Genomic DNA, 24,323 nt, shown 5'->3' on the forward strand with positions numbered 1-24,323 from the left:
GTTTGAGTCCCATAGCATATAGGGACTCAAACTAACATCGGTAGTTGGAGTCCCTGAAATCTAAGGAAATTTATTTTTTATTGAACTGGTAATGCAACCCAAACGCAACCTGGTAATTCATCCGGTTATTGTCTTCATTTTGCCCAATAGAAACAAATGACATGATCTCATATTTATTCTTGACAGGCACCAACATATAGAAATAAACGGCTTTAGGAAATCCGTGGCAATTAATATCCGAGAGACCGGCTTCAATGGTTGTCCCGTCGGTTTTTCCAGCACCTGATCCCAGACCGATCTTATGCCTTGGAAACGGCGAGGACGATGGTGCGTTATCCGAATACCTGTAAACGGCATAGAAAACATTAGTTCCAACCCTGACATTAAACAAAGGATTTATATACGTGTCATTTACCTCAAGAACAGCATCCTCACGGGCAATTTCTGCGTACCGGAGCTTTCCTGCATTTAATCCCAGCCCGAATCCGATCCATTTGCTGTCGAACTGATAAAACGGTGTGATACCGAAAAGCCGGTGCGTGATCTTATTTGCATGGGGGACAAATTCATCTTCCTGCCCGTAATGCAACCGGACTACCAGCGCGTCCTTACGGTATTTTCCTTGTGTCAGATTGTATGAATAACTTATTCCATATGCATAATACTTGTGAAGACGTGTATAATTATCAGCCATATAATCTCCACATTCATCACGAACCAATGTTTTAACGGTGTAATCAAATTTTCCGAACATACCATCCACTCCGATTGTCATGTACGAGGATTTCTTTTCCGGATCTTTTTGTTCCGCTTTCTGCCCTGTGAATACGAAATAAACCATACAGGCCGCAGCAGGAATCCATCGCAGACCGGCCACAGACATACGCCGGTTCCATTGCCATGCCATGAGGACGATTGCAGGTAAAACGACAAGTACCAGAATTATTAACTCTGCAGCGCTAAACCAGTTCCTTCCAAGATAGATAACCGAGATGGTCAGGAGGAATACAAACGAATTTCTGACTGTGCTTTCCCTGTACCGGACCAGAGCCGGTACAGACCGCCATGTCATTTTACGTATGACGATAGCCAGGGTCAGCAGGAGGATGGCCAGCAGAAGTATCCACTGGACATATTTGAACCCGTGGACCACCTCACCGTAAAACAGGTTGGAGCCGGGATCCCTCAGGAATTCATTGAGAAAGCGGCCGGAAGCATAGAGAAGGATGGCAAAGAGGAATTTATTTCCCGGCACGGTCCATCTTTTCCGGGCCATGTAAATGATAATGGCAATGGAGAGACAGAGCAGGATATCATATAGCTGTGTAGGATGGACCGGCAGCGAGGTGAGGTCTCCCGGCTGGATAAGTCCCTGCATCAGCTGGGCATGATAGGCATGGGAATGGACACCATAGCTTATTCCCCACGGAAGGGTTGTCGGCTGGCCATAACAGCAGCCGGCAAACAGGCAGCCCATACGCTGAATGGCCATCGCCAGGGGAAAAGTCCCGGCAAGCATATCGATGAAAGGATAGCGGAACCTTAGCAGCATTTTGGCAAGGAATGCGCCTGCCATTCCCCCTGCTATGGCACCTAGCATGGTCTTACATCCGTTGTTCGTCAACGGATGGCCTGTGATAAAGGTTTTTATCTGTTCAGGAGCATAGGTGAACAACTTACTGCCTAACACCAAAAACAAAACGCTGAACGTAATAATGAGGATCCATGGAGTAACAGGGTACTTTCTCCTGATACCCTGGATGAGCATGAGGCTAATCATCACGATGAAGGCGGCCAGATAGAAAAGGCTGAACAATAAACCGCCATGGGATTCTGAAAGATGTGTAAAGGTTTCCATGTTTGTCATATTAATGGTTGATGGAATAAAATTAATTCGTAATTGGAGAGACTCAAAACGATTCTCTGCCAGGTGACATTCAATGGTATGACATTCTGAGGCAAACTATTGAAAAACAGTCATAGATATTGGGAATTTTAAGGATTAAGAATGCAATAAATGGCGGAATTTGCAGATAATCAGATTTTTTCCGGGATATTTAGCAGGAAATACAAAAAAATTTATCTACCGGATTACCCCATATTCCGGCGATATTGCCCCTGGAAAAGCAGGATTGTTTTCTGATAAGGTAGACACCAGATGATTGCGCGATTGTCGATGGCCGATGGCCGATGTGGAATGAAAGTCCAAAAATGATCGGCCTTGACTTCGGAGGCGGGGCGACAAGATGATTGCGCGATTGTCGATGGCCGATGTTCGAGGTGGGTGTAAACCTATTTTAGGACAAGACAGTCAATTAGTCAATTGAGATTTAGCGATTTGGTGGCACTTTTAACCGGTTCGCATTAAGATCTCATGTCAGGTCTCCTTCTACTTCGAAAATTATTTCGCCTTCTCCTTCGCCTTACACTTCAACTTCCCCTGCTTGCGCAGGGGCGGGCCACTTCGAATGTTCGAATGTTCGAATGTTCGATATTCATTGGCGGATTTTCTGAAAAACAGGGTCATAAAACCGGTTATTCCGGATTAATGGAAAGAGTGATTTGCAGTCGAAAAACAAATACCCATGGCTGAAAAAAACACGCTAATAGTTCCTGAGGAAGTCATCATGAACAAGATTTATCTCATACGGGGACAGAAAGTGATGCTTGACAGGGATCTGTCAGGATTATATAATGTTGAAACTAGGGTACTTAATCAAGCTGTCAGAAGAAATCAAAAGCGCTTTCCGGCAGATTTTATGTTTGTTTTGACATCCGGGGAGATGAAAAATTGGATATCACAAATTGTGATATCCAATCGCGAGAAGATGGGATTACGAAAGCCTCCGTCAGCCTTTACGGAGCAAGGAGTAGCCATGTTATCAAGTGTTTTGAACAGCGATCGCGCCATTCAGGTAAACATCCAGATTATCCGTGTCTTTACTAAAATGCGTGGATGGCTTGAAACACAAAAAGAGATACTTAGAAAGCTCGAGGAATTGCAGAGTAAAGATGTTGAACAGGATCAGAAGATACAGTTGATCTTCGAGTACCTTCGGCAGCTTGACCAGGCAAAGCAGGATGAGGCTGATTATAAAAGCCAACACCAGATCGGGTTCAGAAGACAGGACAAGGAGTAATAATCCTTTAGGTTAGTAGGCGTTTGTAATGAGCACCTGATAAGCAGGATGATTGCACGATGGTCGATTTTTGATGGCCGATGTTCGATTGGGTGTAAACTTATTTTAGGGCACGACAACAGGCAAGCATGAAACATTTCATTACCGGTGTTTCTTAGATGATGATTTAAGGGATTTAGTGCCTCAAAAATAAAATAATTTCTAAAGCCCTTTGTGTTCCTTGGTGAATGCCTTCGTGTTCCTTTGTGGTTAATCAAATTAATAGAATCTTTTAATGTCGGAATTTAAAACATATATTTGTTTTATTTTGAAACATTAATTATTTTTGTACCATTATTTAGCAAAACACGAATTGAAATGAGCATACAACTTTCACAAAAGCAAATAGGTCAGAGGATAGCCGGACTTCGCAAACTGAAGGGATTGTCGCAGGAAGCTCTGGCTAAACAACTTCATATTTCCCGACCGTCATTAGCCCAAGTTGAATTGGGCAACCGAAGTATTGATGCCTTGGAGTTGCAAAAGTTGTCAATTGTCCTGGGTTTTTCTTTAGATGATTTCATGTCGGCTAATTTTCATGAAAGCCAGGATCTTGAAGCTGAGGCAGAAATTAAAGCCAAAAAGCCGGAGGAACGTATTTCTGTCCCCACTTTGCAAGTCAATAAGTTTAAGAATGTGCTTTTATATATTCTTGAAAGATGTGCAGGTAAGCCGAATGTCGGCGAGACTGTCCTTTACAAGCTGCTTTACTTCTCCGATTTCAATTATTATGAGTTATATGAGGAACATCTGACAGGCGCAACATACCGTAAGTTACCTTATGGGCCTGTTCCGCAAAAGTTAGATACCATCATCAATCAGATGATCGAAAAAAATGACCTGCAAAGAGTTAAAACCGACTACCATGGTTATCCGAAAATTCGTTATCTGCCTTTGGTGAAAGCAGATTTAACCGGATTAAAAGCCAGTGAAAAAGAAGTGATTGACAGGGTCATTGCGCAAATGAGCGATTGGTCGGCAACAGCAATCAGCGATTATTCGCATAATGATTTGCCTTGTGAGGTCACAGATGAAGGGAAAGAAATCAGCTATGAGTTAGCTTTTTACAGGGAACTCCCCTACTCTGTGAGAGTGTATGACGAAAACGATGATTAGATGATGGAATTCTTTACACTCTCAGAATTTGATAAGGATTTAAAACAGCTTCTGAAAAGGTACCGGACATTGAACGATGACCTGGAAGAGGTGAAAACTATCCTGCGAAAGAAGCCCGGTGATAGACCACCGTTCAGCTTTCGTATGGATAATCTGGGCCTGGAAACGTGCGTAATCAAAGTAAAAAGGATTGCCTGTAAAGCATTGAAAGGCCGTGGAGTAAATTCGGGATTGCGCCTGATTTATGCATACTTTAAAGAAGAACAAAAAATTATCTTCATTGAACTTTATCACAAAAACGATAAAGAAAATGAGGATAAACAAAGAATTACCGACAATTTCAAATAATACATAATAGCTAAAGGTAAACTCATTACGTTATAGTACACTTTCTGCCGGAATGTCAGGTCTTTTGAAAACCGATTTCCCATGACAAATCCATTTCAACCCTCATAAGTAGTACACTTTGCTCTGGAATTAGTGGTACAGTTTGCTCCAGAATATTCACTTAATATACCGGTTAACCTTGGGGATCAGAGGAAGAATTAAAGATCAGCAGCTTTTCCCAATTAATACTGCCATTTTCATTACAGAAATCTTCAAGAAATTCTTTTGTTAATCTGTTGATGAGGCTTCCATAAGATTTTTTGAATTCAATATTTCTTTTCTCAGCTTCATGACCCAGAGGTTCAATTAATTTTATGTATAAATCAGGTTCCCCGGAAATTAACTCCCAGAATCGTTTCCCACAGATTTTATAATAATTACCTTTCGATTTATACTCGGTTTGCTCTATGGATTTCATGAAACTATATCCACGATACTATTTATTTAAGTCAATTACTTCATGAATAGCATCTGCAATAACATCATACCACTTTATATTTTGAGCAATCAGGTCCTCTATTTTTCTTATTTCATCCGGATTTAATTTTCTTCCAATCACCTCCAGAGAAACAGTTTGAGCATCTTGTACATTCAAGGAATACAATATCGTATTTTTATTCATAGTTGTTTGAATTAATGATGAAAAATATTTTGACGATGCCAGTCAATGGCATTTTGATGTGGAAAAATTTCTACTCTGTCTGGTAAATAAATTCTCTGTTTTTCTTTTGTTAATTCAAAAATAAAATTATAATCGCCGATTTTACCAAAATCATTTGGTAAATACTGAATTTGAGTTGAAGCCTGAACATTATAATTATCATCCAAGGTAAACCAACCAACGTCAAACGCCCAATGATGTAAATGACATAAAGCTAAACCATTCCATATGTCATCTTTGCCATTTAAACGGTAAGGGACAATATGTGCTGCCTCAACTTCCCATTGTAATGAATCAGGAGAAGTAATCTTCATCCCACAAACCGTACATTTGCAGTCGTAGGCTTCAATAATTGCTTGACGAAACCCTCTATACCGCAGTTTTACCTCCTTAGTAAGTGCCATTACTTTTTTGCTGTTTTCAAATGGAGTATAATTTTGAGGTCTTTGCTGCTCATTAAGCTTTTTAACTATTTTTTGAACTTCATAAGATTTAATAGATAAGGTTTCTTTTTGAACTAGTGGAATACCAAGTATTTTTAATGCTTTGTCATAACCTGCTTCTGTTAGCATCCACTCCCTTTTGTTGGTTATATGAATTGTTTTTGTTGGTCGAGTAACCAAATCATTTTTAGCTAAATTATCAGCAGCACGAAAAAGTAAACGATGCCAAAGCGAGGATTTCTTTAAACGGTTTTCTTTTCTAACAGTAGTTTCTAGAAAAGCATTTAATTGTTTTAAATTCAAATTAAAATCAACTGCAATTTCACTGACAATTTCTTCTCCTGCACCAAATTCCTTAATCACTCCATTGTGTTTGAACAGCGATCTTAATATTGCGTCTTCAACTTCTTTTCGAGTTGGCATATTTAAATCTTCAAGCATTTTTCCTTCATAACTCATAGTCGTCATTTTAAAGAGATATTCTTTGGGTTTTATAGATTGAATTAGAAAGCCAGAAATTAAGTGTGGACTTGCAAGATTTGCCTTACCCGAATTAGAAATATCTAAAAATTAATTACTTATTATTAATTGAAGAAGTCGTTCCCAAGCAGCACGAAAGTGATTTGGCCATTTGCCGGGATAACTGTTTTTTTTATGCCATATAAATTCCTCTGTCCAAAGCCAACCTTGTTTACGCATTTCTAAAATAAGTACCATCACATAAGTACTTCTCTCACCGTCAACGACTTTCTCTTTAATATTTAAAATAAAAGTCCCTGTTGGTTTAAGAACCCTGAGGAGCTGTTCAGAAATTGGTAAAAACCATTCAACGTATTTACCGTGATGAATGCCTCCATATGTATCCTTTCGCTGATCGGCATACGGTGGCGATGTAACGATAAGATCGACGGAATTTTCGTCGAGTAATTTAAGTTGCTCTTTACAGTCACCCAGATATAAGTCTGTCCGTATTTCCATTGTCCCTCCTCTTTCACTGCAAATTTACTATATAAATTGGCAGAATCTTTTAATTGTTGGTAACTCATAAAGTATTGGTTTTCTATTCTTTTTCATGGCAACCAACCTCAGTTTGTCTAAAACATTCAGTTTAGTGTTGTCATCATCGCTGGAATAAGGAATAATATTGATGGAATAAACAGGTATGAAATCAAAAAAAAGGAGATTTTTCTTCTAAGATATTCACTTTTAACGGAATGGCATGTATAGTTTGACCGGAATTAAATGTTCAGTTTGGCCAAAATATGTACTCAGTGTGGCGCCGATTCAACTGGAATATTCAGGCATTAAGGAAAAAATTGGATATAGTAATACCTTTTTTTCAGTTTGATCATTTAGGGATTTCTGGAATTAAAAATAGTATCTAAATGAAATTGCAAAAATTCCTTTTTAGGAAAATACTTTTCAGGTAAACTCAATTTTGTTTTCTCTATCGAAGAAAAAAAATGATTATAATATTTTTTTTGATTCTTCTTTTTCAATTCATCATAGATTTTCACGTTAGTAATTACCCGTATTTTTATTACCTTGATTTACCCTTTTATTATTGCTTACGCTCAGATATACAATAAGATATCGCATTTACCCGTCCGTCTTCTTATTTTTGTATACGGCATATTAAAAATAATATACAGTACATGGAACCAGTATCTTTCTTCTTTACACCGACATTAGTGGCGCATAAGCAGTATGAAGCCCTTAGGATGTATTTTGTCGAAAACAGACCCGCTCATGAAGTCGCCGATCTTTTTGGGTATACATATCGGGCCTTTACCTCGCTTATCTCTTCCTTTCGCAGTAAATTGAATGGGGACATGACAGGCTCTTTCTTTTTCGTTGAAAAGCATGCGGGAAGAAAAATTTCCTCTTCGACCAAAGACGCCAAATCGGTTATTATCGAAATGCGAAAGAAATACTACTCTGTACCAGATATCAAAGCCGCCATGGATGGTTTGGGCTACTCCTTGTCCGAGAAAAATATTTATAACATTATCTCATCCGAAGGATTTTCGCGTTTACCCAGACGATCCAGACTTGTACGCCAGCAACTCGATCGTGTACAGATAGAAGCTGAAAAGTCAAGCCCTCTGTCATTTGATCCGGAGATTATTAAAAGCTCCAATGCCGGGATACTGATGTTTCTTGCCTTGATCAAACACTACAAGATAGACACGGTCATTGACAACTCAGCCTATCCCGGCACCTCACTCATAGGAAAAACATCGTCCATTCTATGTTTTCTTGCCTTGAAGTTAGCGAATCGTCGCCGGTATTCGTCAGATGACACCTGGTGTATGGACAGGGGTATGGGTTTATTTGCAGGGCTGAATGTATTGCCAAAAACCGCATGGTACACTTCCTATTCCGATCGCATCACCAGTGAAATGAACCGGGGGTTTTTAAAACAACTTCATCGTGTATGGATGAAAAACGGATTGCTGGAAGATGCCGCCAATCTGGATTTTACAACGATTCCGTATTGGGGCGACGATAGTCATCTAGAGAACAACTGGTCGGGTAAAAGGGGTAAGGCACTGGGCAGTATGCTGGCCGTTCTTGCACATGATCCTGACACCGGACTGATTGATTACGGCAATGCCAATATCTTACAAAAAAATGAAAGCGCAGTCGTTCTTGAATTTCTGGATTTCTATCGTAGCAACAATTCCAATAAGGAGCCGCTTCGCTATATCGTTTTTGACAGCAAGTTCACCAATTATGAAAACCTGAAGGAACTGGATAAAGCAGAAATTAAATTTATCACCATCCGCCGCAGAGGAAAACAAATCCTGGACAGAATCCAGAATTTACCCGTAAAAGGATGGACGGTAGTGAAAGTTGAATGTGCCGGAAATAAACACAGGACCCTGAGGGTATTTGATGAAGAGGTTTTCCTTAAAGGGTATGATAACACAATTCGTCAGATTACAATAACAGGGAATGGTAAAATCAAACCTGCCATAATCATTACCAACGATTTTGATATGGCTGTCGAAAAAATAATCAGAAAATATGCACGCCGTTGGATTGTCGAAAAAACCATCTCGGAACAAATTGAATTCTTTCACTTGAACCTGGTGTCCTCTTCAATGGTCATTAAAGTTGATTTTGATCTGACCATGTCCATTCTCGCACACAACCTTTACAGATTGCTTGCTTTGAGGCTTGAACGATACGAGAACTTCACCGTTCAACGATTATATGAGAAATTCGTACTCAATGGCGCCGATATTGTCATCGACGAAAACAATATTACCGTTCAACTTAAAAAGAAAAGAACCCTCCCGCTCATTCTCGAGGTAATGAAACAATTTTCCAGGCAGAAATACTCCTGGCTTAACAATATGAATGTTACCTTTGAGGGAGCTTCCTACTCGTAAAATACGGGTGGTTGTTTACCGTGAAAATCTATGTCTATGAAAAAAATTTACAAATTTATTTCATTATTGGCCTTACTTATCATGGTGGCCAATTTAGTGTTCGCACAAGGGACGACGACCTCGGCCATTAATGGCAAAGTGAGTGGTTCAAACAATGATCCACTTCCCGGAGCCACTGTGCTGATTGTTGACGTGAACTCCGGTACACATTATGGTACGACTACTGACCTTGATGGTTTTTACCGTTTACCTAACCTGAATGTAGGTGGCCCTTACAAGCTAACCATCTCCTATGTGGGTTATCAGAATTTTGAGCAGGATAATATTTATCTTGTTCTCGGACAGACTCATAAATACAATGCAACGTTGAGCGAAACAGCTTTGCAGCTTATCGGAGCCGAAATCATCGGGCAGAGGGAAAGTATTTTCGACGGTAATCGTACGGGTGCGCAAACTAATATTGGAGAGAATAGTATCTCCAAAATACCATCAGTTGGAAGGAATATTACCGATTTTACGCGTCTTACTCCCCAAGCCAGAGTAAATGGCGACGGTGCACTGGAAATTGCCGGTATGAACAACCGTTATAATGCTATTTTCATTGATGGTGCTGTAAATAATGATGTTTATGGACTCGCCGCAAGTGGTACAAATGGCGGACAAATTGGCATTTCACCCTTCAGCATGGATATCATTGACCAGTTTACCATTTCTGTTGCCCCATATGATATTAAACTGGGTGGTTTTGCCGGAGGTGGCATCAATGCAGTCACACGCAGAGGGACAAATGAATTTTCCGGATCTGCATATTATTACATGAGAAATCAAGCATTAGCAGGGAAAACCCCGACAGACAACCCGGAAGTAGATAGAATAAAGCTCTCTGATTTCTCTTCAAGTACTTATGGTTTCCGTCTTGGCGGACCAATTATAAAGGACAAGGTTTTCTTCTTCGCCAATGCTGAAATTCAAAAAGATGCTACACCGCAACCATTCGATTTCACTAAATACACCGGAAGCCTTACACGTGAAGATCTCCAGAGCCTTACCAGTTTTGTTAACAGTGAATATGGATATGATCCCGGATCTTTTGAAGGTGCCGACCGCACCCTTGACGGACTCAAACTTTTTGGGCGCCTCGATTGGAACATTAGCAAAAATCATAAGCTGATGCTTCGTCATCAATATTCATATGGCAAAGCTATCATTCCCGGTTACCCAAGCAGTACCAGTCTTTATTTCTCAAATGCCGGTCAGGATTTTACAAGTAAAACCAATTCTACAGCCCTTGAATTGAAGAGTACCATCGGAAACAAATACTCAAATGACCTCATTCTGGGTCTTACTTTTGTCAAAGACGACCGTGATCCGATGGGAGATAACTTTCCCTTTGTCAAAATCAAGGATGGCAATGCCAGCGTCTATTTTGGAAGCGAGGAATTCTCTACGGCTAATATTCTGAATCAGGACATTGTCACTCTCACGGATAATTTTGAGATCTATAAAGGGACACACACCTTTACCATCGGGACACACAATGAGTTTTACCATTTCTATAACTTGTTCGTCCGTCAAAACTTCGGTTCTTACCAGTTCGATAGCTTGAGTGTTTTCTTAAATGGTGGGCCGGCTTTTCAGTACGACAGGACCTTTTCTCTCATGGATAATGTGACCGGTGATGGTTCGAAAGCAGCGGCCGATTTCAATGCTATACAACTTGGTTTTTATGGACAATGGGAAAACCAGTGGTCGGAAAACTTCAAGACTACCCTCGGCGTAAGATTCGATATCCCTATGTACCTGGAACAACCTCCTGTCAACAATAATTTCAATGACACCATTATTCCGCTGATTGAGGCTGCCGGATATGATATGAAAGATGCAAAAACTGGTCAGATGCCAACAACACAACTGATGATCTCACCCAGATTAGGTTTCAACTGGGATGTCAACGGTAAACAAAAGACACAGGTACGTGGCGGCATAGGTGTCTTTACCAGCCGTATACCTTTTGTATGGCCAGGAGGCTCCTACACCAACAATGGCGTGACTACAGGAGGTATGAGATTGTTACTTGACCCTACGGATATTGATCAAAGGTTGTATTTTAATCCTGTATGGGATAATCAGCCATCACTGCCGCCGGGTAAACCATCCGGACAAGTTGACCTCTTTGCAAAGAAGTTTAAATTCCCGCAGGTATTCCGGGCTAGCCTGGCTGTTGACCAGAAACTTCCATGGAGTCTCATTGGAACAGCCGAATTCACCTATACTAAAACCCTCAATAATATCATGTACCATAATTACAGGTACATTAAGAGTGGCAAAACACTAACCGGTACTGGTGACAACCGCCCGCTTTGGACTAAAGTTGACCTGAGTAACACAAATTCAAACTATACCGATTTCATTTTCGGTGATAATACAAATAAAGGATATACCTATTATATTACATTTAAGTTACAGAAAAATGAATTTCATGGATTCTCCGGTATGTTGTCCTATACATATGGAATGGGAGAATCAATGAACGATGGGCTATCGTCGCAGAATTCATCGCAATGGAGGGTTCCTAACGTGAGAGGTAAAAATGACCTCGACCTGGGCATATCCGATTTTGCCATGGGTTCAAGGGTGATTGCTTTTCTGTCATATAAAATTGATTATATAAAACATATGGCTACAACCATTGGCATTTATTACAATGGACAGTATGGCCAGCGTTACTCATATGGTTATGCCGATGGATCCAGCAAATTCCTCGGTGAGGATAACCAAAGCCTTGAATTAATATATGTGCCCAACGACCAGAATGACATCAATCTTATTGATATTGTTAAAAATGATGAAATCGTGCTTTCTAAAGACCAACAATGGGATGACCTGAACAATTTCATTGAGAATGATGAATACCTGAAAACACGACGTGGCCAGTATGCGGAGCGTAACAGTTCACATACACCATTTGAGAGTATCATCGATCTGCACTTTGCACAGGATTTCTATATTACCACCAAAGGTGGCAACAAGAATACCCTCCAGGTCACTTTCGATGTATTTAATCTCACCAATTTGCTGAATAAGGATTGGGGTCGCAGGTATTATGTTTCCGGATATTATAATAACTATCCGTTGATCAAGTTTGAAGGTTTCCAGGAGGATGGGATCACTCCAAATTTCACTTTCACCAAGCCAAAAGGTGATGTTTGGAGTATTGACGACTCCGGTCTTTTCAGCTCCAGGTGGCAGGGACAGATTGGCGTGAGGTACATTTTCGGTAAACAGTAAGACGACGTCGTTTTAGGACTGATCATAGAGTCAGACAAGCACCTCACCCCTGGATGGGGTGAGGTGTTTGATTTTTATGTACTTTTATCAATTTACTAAAATGAAAATCCACTTCCGAATTATCGGGATTCTTTTGCTGACGATCTTCCTCGTGCTTGGCAGCTGCCGGCAACCTGTCAGAACCTCAGCACAGGTATCATCCGATGTATCTCAAAAACCCTATGTCGTCATTCTCTCCATGGATGGTTTCCGTTGGGATTATCCCGATAAGGTCATCACTCCTAATCTGAATTACATGGCCGAAAACGGTGTTAAAGCCCGCTCCCTGCAGCCCTGCTTTCCATCAAAAACCTTTCCCAATCACTATTCAATGGCAACAGGTTTATATCCTGATCATAACGGCATCGTCAATAACAGCTTCTATGATCGGGCTCTGGATGCTCATTATGCTATTGAGGATCGCGATGCTGTTGAGGATGGCAGGTTTTATGCTGGCGAGCCGCTATGGGTGACTGCGGAAAAGCAGCACATGATCACCGCATCGTATTTTTGGGTAGGTTCGGAAGCATCTATCGAAAATATCCGTCCCACTTATTGGAAAGAGTATGATAAGGATATCTCCTTTGAACGCAGAATTGATACCGTTGTTTATTGGCTTCAATTACCTACTGACAAACGGCCGCACCTGGTCATGCTATACTTTGAGGAGCCGGATGTGACAGGCCATGACTATGGTCCTGAAAGCCAACATACCATGAGTAAAGTCGTATATATGGATAGCCTTGTCGGTGTACTGATCACAAAGCTTAAAACACTTTCCATTTATGACCAGATCAATCTCATTGTTACTTCTGATCATGGCATGGCGCAAATTTTCAGGGATAAAACCGAATTCCTGGGAGAGAAGCTCGACAGGGCATGGTTTGATGCCATTGAAGGCAGCAATCCAATATATAATCTCTATGTAAAGGATATTTATTTTGATACGGTTTATTCCATATTAAACCGTATCCAGCATATCAGCACATGGAAACGCGGAGAGGTGCCGCCACGCCTGCATTATGGGAATAATCCCAGAGTTGGCGACATTATCGTCGTTGCCGACAGCTTATGGTCGGTGAGATGGAGCGACAGAGGAAACTATATGTATGGCGGAACACATGGCTACGATAACCGGAACATGGATATGCATGCCATCTTTTATGCCTTAGGACCGGCATTTAAAAAGGGATATGTCCAGCCTACATTCGAAAATACAGATATCTACCCTCTGGTGTCGCACATCCTGGGTCTTGCATCGGCCACAACTGACGGCACCCTGGAGCATATAGCAGGCATGCTCAAAAGTCAGCCTTAAGACACTGACCTACTGGACGGGAAGAAAGTTTTTACTGCTGACGAATATCTTATTAAAAAGTTTATTTTTCCCACCGCTGAAATAAGCACCGGGATTCAGACTTGATGTAATGATGAATTTATTGACAGTGTCGGCCGGTATCGCCTTCAATTCAATAGGATTCATGTTATTGGCCTCTATCGTCACGGTATATTGAGCATAACCCGGGGTCACATTTGTTTCATCAAGAAGATCGCCACTGGACAATCGGGCGACTGTCGCCAGGTATCTGACGGTTTTAACGGAATCACATACCTGTCCGTTCACCATCCAGCTGTTACCCTGCCGCGTCAGTGTGAACGATGAATCGCCGGGATAATTGAAAGCCAACCGTATGATGTCTTCTTTCTTTGTCCTCACTAATCCTTTATCCCTGAGTGCATTGGCGTCCTTCTGAAAAGCAAACTTCAGAAATCCATCAACAGCATAAACAACTTTGTCATCTTTCAAACGTACATAAGATGTCATCTTACCCTGCTGTTTCTGATAGGGATTCTGGGAAGGCTGAGGAGTATATGAAAATTTACCGATAATCAGGCTTGCAATGACATCCTCACCTTTGAGCAGCGTGACGAGGGTGCCGCTGGTGTCATCAACCTTGAACTCTTTCCACTTGGACTCATCTGTTGCTGCCACCCTTTCAGGTTTCAGGTTAATCAGCGACGTGATTATGCCTGCAACCATCGATGAGTCGGCTCTGTATACTTTGTCACCGGAAAAGACCTTCCATTGTCCACCATCTCTGACGATTTTCACCTCATCAGGCGTTTTCGGATCCGGATTATACAGCACTGCTGTGATATCATTCATATCGACCTGGACAAGCTCCTTTTTAAATGTTCTTTCTCCTCTTCTGCTGTCAACGTATTTTGAAATCAGAACAACAGCCAGAAGAACAAGAAAAACGATGATAAGTATCCTGAAATTCATTTTTTTAAACATAGCCTTCCTCCATTCTTTTAATTCTTAGTTTTCTGTTACGCTGCATCCTGATTCCTCCGTAACCTATTATGATAACTATCGGCAACAGGAAATTGAGATATTTCAGAAATGTCTTTTTGCCCTCGTCGATCTGATCAAGAGGGCGGGCCGTAACACCTTTTGTCCGGAGTTCTATGAGACCGGTATCATCCGACAACCAGTCGATTGAATTGACCATGAGATTCAGATTATCCTGTTGTATCTGCTGAGCCTGTTGCCCTTCACCGTTCACAGCGAAATCGCCATTGGCAATGATAACTATCCTGGAATTCACATTACCGGAGAGTTTACCACTCAGAATTCCTGCAACAGGTATTGCTGCCAACGGGAAATCACCATCGGTCCAGCGTTTCTGAATGTCAAAATAAACGGGAGCGGGCTGAGTGCCTGATTTATCGGATGTAAAGGCAATAGGAAGAAACGACACGGATGTATCTCCACTATAAGTTATTGAGCTGGCAAATGGCAGTATCACTGCTTCAAGGCCTGCCACTGCCGGATGGTCGGCAAACTTGGTGATGACGGGCAGGTAAGGGAAACGGATATTGGACGTATAAGTGAACATGCCTTGTGACTGCCGCATGCCAACGCTGGCACAGCTTGCATCCACGATGAAATTGGATTCCACTGTGCACCCTTTGTCAGCCAGCCACTTCTCCAGGCCGGTATTGACTGCCTGGCCTGTCAACTGGTTCAGGTTACCCTCAACGCGTTTGATGGCGATCAGCAGGTTTCCGCCTTGGGCAAGGTATTCATCCAGCTGCCTGAAATGGCTTTCAGGAATGGAATCCACAGGTGCCATTATCACAACAGTCTTGTATTTAAGGAGATTATTGACCGTATCGGTCAAAGTAACTGGTTCAACGGAGTAAAGGACAGTTAATGATGAATATACCTGCTGGAAAGCGGACAGTCCAGGCTCACCGTGACCCTGGAGAAAGCCGATGAGAGGTTTATCTTTTACTGTCAGCTTCTTAATGCTTGATGACAGGGCATATTCCATTGCTGACCCCTGTTGCATAAAAGGTATCACGTCCTTCTGCTCACCCATCTGAATCAATGCACCCATATAGGCCTTCTGCTGTTTCACCTGGTCTTTCTCCCTGGCATTGATTAGCACAGGTTGAATACCCTGTTTCATGGCCTTCATCTCTGTCTCCTGGCTTTCATTGGGATTTATAAACTCATATACCACCTTGCCCTTAGAGATATTGTTATATTCAACAAGCAACTCTTTGAAATCACGTTTGGTCTTTATAAACTGTGGTGGCAGGTCTTCTGTAAAATAAGCTGTCACGGTGACAGGCTCATCGAGGTCTCTGATGATATTTTTTGTTGCCTTGCTTAAGGTGTACCGGTGATCACCGGTAAGATCGAAACGGACAAAAAACTTATCAGCAAGAATGTTGACCAACACGATAACTGCCAGTATCAACAGGATTTGATATATTATCGACTTTTTCTTTTTCATGGTTGTCATATCTTTTTGATGAAAAACAATCGTATTAATCTGTCAGGTTTCTTTTTGAAAGTATTGCCTCGCACGATACCAGCCCAAGGAAAATGACAGACAGGAAATAGAGGAGGTCTTTTGTATCTATGACGCCTCGTGAGATGGAGTCAAAATGAGTGGAGAGGCTCAGATAGCTGAATATCTGCCCCAAGACACCGGATATGTTGGATGCCAGAACATCGAATATGATATGAAAGAATATGCCGATGAACAGTGCTAAAAGGAATCCTACAATCTGATTTGTTGATATGCTGCTGGTAAACATGCCTATGCTGATATACATGGCGCTCATCAGGATAAGTCCCAGATAACCTGACCAGACGGCTCCGTGATCAACATTTCCAAGCTGTGCTACCGTGATATAATAAGGAATGGTAAGCAGCAGGGCGATGATGATCAGGATAAATGTCGACAGGAATTTGCCTATGACCACCTGCCAGTCAGTCACAGGCCTGGTCAGCAGCAGCTCGATGGTACCTGACCTGTTTTCCTCTGCCAGCAGCCGCATAGTCAGGGCCGGAATGAAAAAAAACAATGTCCAGTATGCAATACTGAAGAATGACTGCAGGCTGGCCTGGTTTGAGAAAAAGATGTCACTGCCATAAATCCATGTAAAAAAACCGCTGAATCCCAGGAAAAGAACCAGCATGATATAAGCCATCAGCGAATCAAAGAATGCTCTCAATTCACGGCGTGTTATTACCCATATCTTTTTCATATCATTGAATATTTTATTTATAACAATTAACTCATTGTCAATTCCCTGAACACATCTTCCAGTTTCGTCTCGATGAAGGTCAGCTCTGTCAGTGCCCATCCTTTCTCCACGCAGAGCTTAAAAATGGCTCTACGCGAAGATTTATTTGCTTTGCTTTGGATTTCAAAGGCGTTCTCTTTATTGAGTATAAAATCGACCAACTCGACTGAATCCAGGTTCTGAAGTGCTTTGAAAATAGTATTTTTTTCACCATCCTCAACAGTGATGCGCAATACTTCCTTACCCTGGATATGTTTACGCAATTCACCCGGGGTGCCGTCGGCCACGATCCTGCCCTTGTTGATGATAAGAATCCTGTCGCATGTGGCTTCCACTTCGGCCAAGATATGTGAGCTGAGTATGACGGTTTTCTCACGGCCTATCTTCCTGATAAGAGTGCGTATTTCTGCTATCTGGTTTGGGTCAAGGCCGGCTGTAGGCTCGTCAAAAATGAGCACTTCAGGTTCATGAATGAGCGCCTGGGCCAGACCAACACGTTGTTTGAAGCCTTTGGAAAGTTCTCCGATTTTCTTATGCTTTTCGCCCTCCAGCCCGCAAACTCTGACCATCTCAAGAATGCGCCCCCTGACCTGTTTCTCAGGGATGTCATAAAGACCTGCGACAAACTTCAGGTAATCAATGACAGTCATATCCGGGTAAAGGGGATTGTTTTCAGGCAAATAGCCTATATGTTTTTTAATCTCTACGGGATTGACCAGCACCGAGATATTACCCACTTTTATATCCCCTTCATTGGGTGCAAAAAAAGTGGTGATAGCTTTCATTGTGGTTGTCTTTCCCGCCCCGTTAGGGCCAAGAAATCCAAGCACCTCACCGGCTTTAACCCTGAAAGAGATATTATCGACAGCTTTCTGGGTGCCATATTTTTTAGTGAAATTCTCAACAAGGATATCCATGGTAGTTAACTTTAAATGTGGTGCAAATTAAATACATTTTGGAAAGATGTTAAACACTGCCATGCAGACATTTAACAAATTTTAACATGTTTATTTCGTCTTATTTCTGGCATCCTGTAGTATCCTGTCGGCATTTTTTTGTGCCTCTGCCATTATGCCTGATGCCTGTTTTTTGGCTTCCTCAACCAACCGGTCAGCTTTTCTGGCTGTTTCTTTTTTCATCTCATCAGCCGCCTTGCGTGCTGCTATTTCTCCTAGAGGACCCTTTTTCTTACCTTCCTCAATCAGATTTGCAGCATTGACTTCACTGTCTTTTTTCATTTTATCGGCAGTTTGCTGAGCTGCGCTCACAATGCCATCGGCTTTTTTCTGCGCTTCCTGCATGATCTTATCAGCCTCTGCCTGCGCCTGTACCATATATTTTGCAGCTTCCTCCCTGGCCTGATTTTCAAGCTCCTCCTTCTTCTTTAATAATTCCTCTTCAGCCTGTTTTTTAAGATCATCCACCAGTGTGCCAATAGTTTCCTTCAGGCCAGCCTTAACAGTTGGCTGTGTCACTGTCCCTCCAATCAGCACATCTACATTAACAATATCCCCCAATGTAATATCTGTGCCGAGCTTATTGACATTACTCAGCAGATTCCCCATGACAGCATTCAATGAATTACCAAATTCACTTTTCGGGATTTGAAGATGCAATATATAATCGATAGCTCCCTGGTAGGATGTATAACCTCCGATCTGAGCCCCGATATTTCCCAGCTTAAATGTAAATGGTTTGACAACCACTTTACCATCAATAAATTCATAACTTAGGTTGATCTTGTCGAGGGTCATATTTCTGAATTTATCAATTTTCAAAATGTTGGCAATCTGATTCATTGCCTGGATATCCTCAATAACGATATTGGAAGTCAACAGATTTCCACCACCGGTCAGTGATTTATATACCGGCATCATTGCCGAATCCAGTTCAGTTTTCATTTTCAGGCTGGTGGAAAATAAACCCTTTGTCTTTTGCGCCAGAGGAGCAAAGGTTTCCACCGCCGCAAATGTGTTATAAGCCTGCTGAATATCTAAGGTCTTAATATTTAGTGTTAAGTCTACTTCAGGGTGGTGTGGAAGATGGGTATCATAACTGCCATTAATGATCATTTCTCCGCCCAATGCATTCATTTTCAACTCCTGCAGCGTGACTTTGCTGTCCAGGATTTTTATTATACCCCTCACATTCGACATGTCGATCTTGTCATAAATAAGCCTGTCAAAACCGGAGGTCAATATGAAGTCAATATCCGATGGTATCTCAATCACAGCAAGTGATGACGTTGTATCGGCAGAACCAGCCTGCACAGATCCCTGGTCATATCCGAATAAAAGATCGTCCAGATTGATGTATTGTGATTTGGTGACCAGCTGACCACTTATCGTTCCATCCTTAAGAAAATAGGGCAGATAATTGGTCAGCTTACCTGTTGCGCTGAAATCATTTTTCCCAAACTTTGAATCGAATGCAGAGAGTTGGATAAATTCAGGAGAAATATCTATCCTTGCTTTAGAGATTTGAATGCCCTCTGGAAAAGCAGGGTCGCTGAAATTCAAATTATCAACGATGATAAATCCCAGTGCGGTGAACTGATCATAAGCGCCACTTTCAAGGGATGACATAGAACCTTTCAGAGAGAAATCGGCTGTAATAAGCCCGTCAAGTTTCTGTTCGGCCGGAAGCGGATAAAAATCCTTGATCTGGCCAAGATTCACTGTGCCTTTCATACTTGCGTCAATCCAGGGATCGGACATAAGATTTTTTAACATTAACCTTATATCGACAGGATTTTGAGCCACCTCAGCGTGCATCTGGGGAATTTCAACGATCATGCTGTCAAGTGTGCTGCCGGGGCTGGTTATTTTTGAAAGTAAACGGATATTAGTCACCGCTACCGGAAGATCAGGGTACTTGAACATTCCATTTTCGACACTAATCATTAAATGGAATGACGGGAATAGTGTTTCATTATATATACCTTTAACATCACCATTTAAAGTCAGAAGGCCTGATGTCTGAACGTCCTGAAAATCTTTGGCATATATCGCCGGCACCAGCGACAGTAAGCTCCTGAAATCAGTTTTTCTGGAATTAAATGTCAAATCCATCGCAATATTGTCCCCCGGCATGGCAACATATCCTTCTATACCAAGGATTACATCATTGATGGTGACCTCAGTTAAAGTGAAGGTATATTTATAATTTACCAGGTCGGCATCAATAACCGTTTTAAAATCAGCCTTTGCATGGTGCAGGTAAGTTATTCCGTCATAACCGACAGTCAAATCCCCAATGTTTACATTTGCATCAAGTTTTGTGACATCAGCTGTCAGATCGCCTGATAACAGGATATCCAAGCCGGTGATTTCAGCCAGAGTTCTGGTTTCTTCGTCGTTGTAAATAATTTTCCCTTTTGTGACTGCGAACTTCCTTAAAGCGATCCTGAATGACGATGGCGCCTCTGTAACCTCAGCGGTGGGAGTCGGTGAAGATTCCGAAGGCTTGACGATATCCCAGTTGGCTTTCCCGTTTTTAAGAACCTTAAGCAGAAGATCGGGCTGCTCTGCACTGACCTTTTTTACTTCATAGGTGTCACCCTTAAGTACACTCTTCAGATTTATTGTAATGGACAGTGAGGGAATAACAGCGAGAGTGTCATCCTTAAATTCATCGATGCCGACAATTGTAAAGTTCCTGATCCCGATACTCAGATCAGGAAAATTCCTGAAAAGCGATACTTTGAATCCTTCAAAACCGATTTTCGCGTTGAGACTTTTATTGGCTTCCTGTTTGACTTTCTCGATGATCTTGCCTTTAAATAACAAAGGAGTCAGGACTGCAATGAGTAAAAGAATTATAATTACAATTCCGAAGATCTTTAATATTTTTTTCATCATATTGTCATTTAGAATAAGCCTTTTGCCGCAGGAGGTGGTCGGTGATAACAATGGCAGCCATAGCCTCGACAATGGGGACAGCACGTATAGCCACGCAGGCATCATACCTCTTGCCGGGGATGATACTGGCCACATTCCCATGTATATCAGCAGTACGTTGCTCCCTTCTGATACCGGCAGCAGGTTTAAAAGCCACCTTGAAATAAATATCCTCACCGTTGGATATGCCACCCTGAATGCCTCCGGAGTAGTTTGTCAGCGTATGAAAAACCGGATCATGTTCAGTAGGTGTAGCTATAATTTGATCATTATGTTCAGAGCCCTTCATTGAGGATCCTTTAAAACCGGAACCGTATTCAAATCCTTTCACTGCATTAATACTCAGCATAGCTTTAGCCAGGTCCGCCTGGAGCTTGTCAAACACCGGCTCACCCAGTCCTGCCGGAACCTGTTTGATAACACATGTCACTGAACCACCGATGCTGTCGCCTTCAGCAATGATGGTTTCGAGCAATCTGGTCATCTCTTCAGAACATCTGGAATCAGGGCAACGCACAGGGCTGCTTTCGGCAGATGTCAGGTCAAGTTCATCGTATGGCGTGGCGAGCGCAATTTGCCCGATGCTGCTGACATAAGCCCGAATGGTAATGCCATAATCTTTTAGGATCATCTTGGCTATGGCGCCACCAACCACCCTGGCAATGGTCTCCCTTGCCGAAGCACGTCCCCCGCCCCTGTGATCGTAGATGCCATATTTTTTATAATAAGCATAGTCAGCGTGCGATGGCCTGAAAACACCATTTAAATCTGTATAATCCTCAGGATGGGCATCCTTATTAGGGACAATAAATGCTATGGGAGCGCCGGTAGTCATTCCATTAAAGACCCCGGAAAGGATTTCAACAGGATCTTTTTCATCCCTTGGGGATGTCAGGTGGGTTTGACCCGGACGCCGTCTGTTCAGTTCACTCTGAATGAAATCTGAATCCATCATGATGCCGGAGGGACAACCATCGACCACGCCGCCGATGGCAGCACCATGTGATTCACCATAGGTGATAAGCCGGAAGACTATTCCAAATATATTACCAGCCATTAAGTTTTCTGACCATTGAGGATCCTGAGTTTGGTTGCAAGAATGATCACTTCCTGTTTGGCACTGTTAATTTTTTTCTCGAATTCATTTTTAAGCAGTACAGCATTTTTCGATTGTGCCAGGAATCCGATGTTATTCTCCCACAATCCGATATCTTCTTTTAACCGGGTGATCTTGTTAATGAGAATATTTCTTTCCTTGCTGAGCATGTGCTGTGAGTCAGGAGCATTCCTTAATGATTCATAGCGTGATTTATAATTCAGTGCACTGATCTCAACAGCATTGATTTTCAGTTTATCGAGCTGTTTGTTGATGGCACTGCGGAATTCATTCTGCAGCCTGTCCTTATCTTTCATCGGCACATGTCCAATATCCATCCACTCACGCTGCATTTCCTTGATGATCCTTAGATCTTCATTTTTATCGCCGGTAAATTGAGCTTCCTGAACCCGTTTTACCAGATCTTCCTTCAGATGCAGGTTTTCCTCTTCATGTTTCTGGATATTTGAAAAATATTCGGCTTTTTTACTGAAGAATTCATCACATGCTGCCCTGAATCTCCTCCATATCTTATTGGAATGTTTTCGTGGCACAGGGCCAATATTTCGCCAGTCTTTCTGCAGGGCGATGAAATCCTGGGTTGTTTGCCTCCAGTCGGTGCTATTTTTCAAAGCCTCAGCCTGAACGCACAGATCCAGCTTCAGGTTATAATTATTAATTTGTTGTTCCTTAACCTTGCCAAAATATTCCTTTTTCGAGGAAAAGAACATATCAATAGCGGATTTGAATCGTTCCCAAACTTTATCATTATATTTTTTTGGGGCAGGGCCTACAGATCGCCAAATCCTGAACAACTCATTTATCTGTTCCGTGTTGTTTTGCCAGTCAGAAACCGACTCATTGGGAATGGCAATTAATTGTTCTGCTTTATCGCAAAGTACAAGTTTTGTGTTATAATTATTTTCCAGATCCTGCTGGAGTTCTTGATAGTACTCCCGTCGCCGTTCATTGATTTTTTCAGTGACACTCCTGAAACGTTCCCATATTTCATCTTTTTTATCCTGAGCAACCGGACCCACCTCCTTCCAATCTTCATGAAGTTGTTGTAACTCTTTGAAGGATTTATTGATAGAGGGTTCAAGAAGCAGCTCCTCTGCCTTCTCGCACAGCCTGATTTTATATTCAAGATTTTTCTTCAGGTCCAGGTCTTTAAGCTCTTTATTGATCTTGACCTTGTCGAAGAATTTCTCAACCAGGAAATGGTATGACTGCCAAAGGTTATTGACTTCATTCTTGGGAACAAGGCCTATCTGTTTCCATTGATCCTGAAGTGACTTAAACTCATCATAGGTTTTTTTAAGGGTTTCTTCTGAATTAATGAGTTCCTTGAGTTCTTCCAGTATCTTCTTCTTGGTTTCAAAATTGGCGTGTTTAATCCTTTCGAGTTCTTCGTTAAATATAGATTTATTCTGTCTATATTTTTCAAAGGCGGCATTAAAACGCTCTTCCAGCGGGTCGGTGGCGGGCAGGAAGTCGCCCTCAACACCACCTGCGGAAATGAATTCCGACAGTTTATGATCTTTGTCTTCCCTGTTCCGTTTAAGGAAGGCGACCTTGATCAATGCCACCCGTGTTTTTATCTTGGTTATATCTGATTCCTTGACGGTTTCTTCGATGAGATCGACAAGCTGCGCTTTGGAATAATCATCAAAATTCTCCACGCTCACCCTGGTCTCAATTTCCTCTTCGGCCTCTTCAATTTCATCGGAATCTATCTCCAGTTTAATTTCTCCGGATTCCACGGGGGTAAGATGCACAATGGCATCCTGCTCCACCATTGGAGAGGGAGAAGGAACAGAAGGCTGATCCTTCGCTTCAGATGGAGGAGCTATTTCAGAGATTATATCCGCAGCAACAATTATTTCTGCCGGTGGTGCGGTTTTTTTAGGTCGTCCGGGACGGCGCTTTGGCTTTTCAGGCAGTACATCTGCTGCCTTGGGAGCAGCAGCAGGTTCATCCGCTGGCAGTGAAGATGTTGTCACCTCACCGGAGATTTCAACATCCGTGACAGGATCATCATCCGAACTGATGATCGCTTCGACAGATGCCTTTAATTCGCTTGGTTCCTCCTGAATTAAATTTTCCTGGTTGATCTGATCCTCAGGAGGATTGGATATAAGTTGGTTTTCGTCCATTGTTCTGTTCATTTAAACAGTTAAGAGTTCTCCTCCTGTCCTAACAAAGGTCA

The 24,323-nt window shown here is 41.9% G+C and carries 17 protein-coding genes and 1 pseudogene; 6 read left to right on the forward strand and 12 right to left on the reverse strand.

The window, feature by feature from the left end; genetic code table 11:
* Nucleotides 1–70: 70 nt before the first annotated feature.
* The gene (locus NT175_13875; GenBank protein MCX6235786.1) at nt 71–1,858 is read right to left on the reverse strand and encodes a prolipoprotein diacylglyceryl transferase; all 1,788 of its coding nucleotides are present in this window, start codon (nt 1,856–1,858) and stop codon (nt 71–73) included.
* Between the two features lie 727 nt (nt 1,859–2,585).
* On the opposite strand from NT175_13875, the gene NT175_13880 reads away from it, so the two are divergent.
* The 3 genes from NT175_13880 (at nt 2,586) to NT175_13890 (ending at nt 4,643) form a co-directional block, all read left to right on the forward strand.
* On the forward strand, nt 2,586–3,140 hold the full coding sequence (locus NT175_13880; GenBank protein MCX6235787.1) for an ORF6N domain-containing protein: 555 nt from the start codon (nt 2,586–2,588) through the stop codon (nt 3,138–3,140).
* 357 nt (nt 3,141–3,497) lie between these two features.
* Nucleotides 3,498–4,295, forward strand: coding sequence for a DUF4065 domain-containing protein (locus NT175_13885; GenBank protein ID MCX6235788.1), 798 nt, complete (start codon nt 3,498–3,500; stop codon nt 4,293–4,295).
* Nucleotides 4,296–4,643 (forward strand): hypothetical protein, encoded by a 348-nt coding sequence (locus NT175_13890; GenBank protein MCX6235789.1) that lies wholly within the window; start codon nt 4,296–4,298, stop codon nt 4,641–4,643.
* 172 nt (nt 4,644–4,815) lie between these two features.
* On the opposite strand, the gene NT175_13895 is transcribed toward NT175_13890, so the two are convergent.
* The 4 genes and pseudogenes from NT175_13895 to NT175_13910 all read right to left on the reverse strand — a co-directional run bounded on the left by NT175_13895 (nt 4,816) and on the right by NT175_13910 (nt 6,764).
* Nucleotides 4,816–5,100, reverse strand: a complete 285-nt coding sequence (locus NT175_13895; GenBank protein ID MCX6235790.1) for a PmeII family type II restriction endonuclease — start codon at nt 5,098–5,100, stop codon at nt 4,816–4,818.
* A gap of 18 nt (nt 5,101–5,118) precedes the next feature.
* Complete coding sequence (locus tag NT175_13900) at nt 5,119–5,304, reverse strand: hypothetical protein (protein MCX6235791.1); 186 nt, start codon at nt 5,302–5,304, stop codon at nt 5,119–5,121.
* A gap of 11 nt (nt 5,305–5,315) precedes the next feature.
* A complete protein-coding gene (locus NT175_13905; protein MCX6235792.1) occupies nt 5,316–6,245 on the reverse strand; it encodes an HNH endonuclease in 930 nt (309 codons plus the stop codon).
* 129 nt (nt 6,246–6,374) lie between these two features.
* A pseudogene (locus tag NT175_13910) lies at nt 6,375–6,764 on the reverse strand (DNA methyltransferase).
* 677 nt (nt 6,765–7,441) lie between these two features.
* On the opposite strand from NT175_13910, the gene NT175_13915 reads away from it, so the two are divergent.
* The 3 genes from NT175_13915 to NT175_13925 all read left to right on the forward strand — a co-directional run bounded on the left by NT175_13915 (nt 7,442) and on the right by NT175_13925 (nt 13,829).
* On the forward strand, nt 7,442–9,184 hold the full coding sequence (locus NT175_13915; GenBank protein ID MCX6235793.1) for a transposase: 1,743 nt from the start codon (nt 7,442–7,444) through the stop codon (nt 9,182–9,184).
* Nucleotides 9,185–9,220: 36 nt separating this feature from the next.
* A complete protein-coding gene (locus tag NT175_13920; protein MCX6235794.1) occupies nt 9,221–12,472 on the forward strand; it encodes a TonB-dependent receptor in 3,252 nt (1,083 codons plus the stop codon).
* Nucleotides 12,473–12,572: 100 nt separating this feature from the next.
* On the forward strand, nt 12,573–13,829 hold the full coding sequence (locus NT175_13925; protein ID MCX6235795.1) for an ectonucleotide pyrophosphatase/phosphodiesterase: 1,257 nt from the start codon (nt 12,573–12,575) through the stop codon (nt 13,827–13,829).
* A 9-nt stretch (nt 13,830–13,838) separates the two neighbouring features.
* Here the strand turns inward: NT175_13925 and NT175_13930 are convergent, their stop codons facing one another.
* From NT175_13930 to NT175_13960, 7 genes are all read right to left on the reverse strand, one after another.
* Complete coding sequence (locus tag NT175_13930) at nt 13,839–14,810, reverse strand: DUF4340 domain-containing protein (protein MCX6235796.1); 972 nt, start codon at nt 14,808–14,810, stop codon at nt 13,839–13,841.
* Nucleotides 14,803–16,320 (reverse strand): Gldg family protein, encoded by a 1,518-nt coding sequence (locus NT175_13935; GenBank protein MCX6235797.1) that lies wholly within the window; start codon nt 16,318–16,320, stop codon nt 14,803–14,805. Before NT175_13935 ends, NT175_13930 begins: the two co-directional genes overlap by 8 nt.
* Nucleotides 16,321–16,354: 34 nt before the next feature.
* Nucleotides 16,355–17,080, reverse strand: coding sequence for an ABC transporter permease (locus tag NT175_13940; GenBank protein ID MCX6235798.1), 726 nt, complete (start codon nt 17,078–17,080; stop codon nt 16,355–16,357).
* A gap of 26 nt (nt 17,081–17,106) precedes the next feature.
* Nucleotides 17,107–18,036: an ATP-binding cassette domain-containing protein gene (locus NT175_13945; GenBank protein MCX6235799.1), complete on the reverse strand. Its 930-nt coding sequence runs from the start codon at nt 18,034–18,036 to the stop codon at nt 17,107–17,109.
* Nucleotides 18,037–18,126: 90 nt separating this feature from the next.
* Entirely contained in the window at nt 18,127–20,976 is a 2,850-nt protein-coding gene (locus NT175_13950) for an AsmA family protein (GenBank protein MCX6235800.1), read from the reverse strand.
* Between the two features lie 7 nt (nt 20,977–20,983).
* The gene (gene aroC, locus NT175_13955; GenBank protein MCX6235801.1) at nt 20,984–22,075 is read right to left on the reverse strand and encodes a chorismate synthase; all 1,092 of its coding nucleotides are present in this window, start codon (nt 22,073–22,075) and stop codon (nt 20,984–20,986) included.
* Nucleotides 22,075–24,270, reverse strand: a complete 2,196-nt coding sequence (locus tag NT175_13960) for a DUF349 domain-containing protein (protein MCX6235802.1) — start codon at nt 24,268–24,270, stop codon at nt 22,075–22,077. Before NT175_13960 ends, aroC begins: the two co-directional genes overlap by 1 nt.
* Nucleotides 24,271–24,323: the final 53 nt, after the last annotated feature.

It is taken from the genome of Bacteroidota bacterium, assembly GCA_026391695.1.
GTDB lineage: Bacteria > Bacteroidota > Bacteroidia > Bacteroidales > JAGONC01 > JAPLDP01.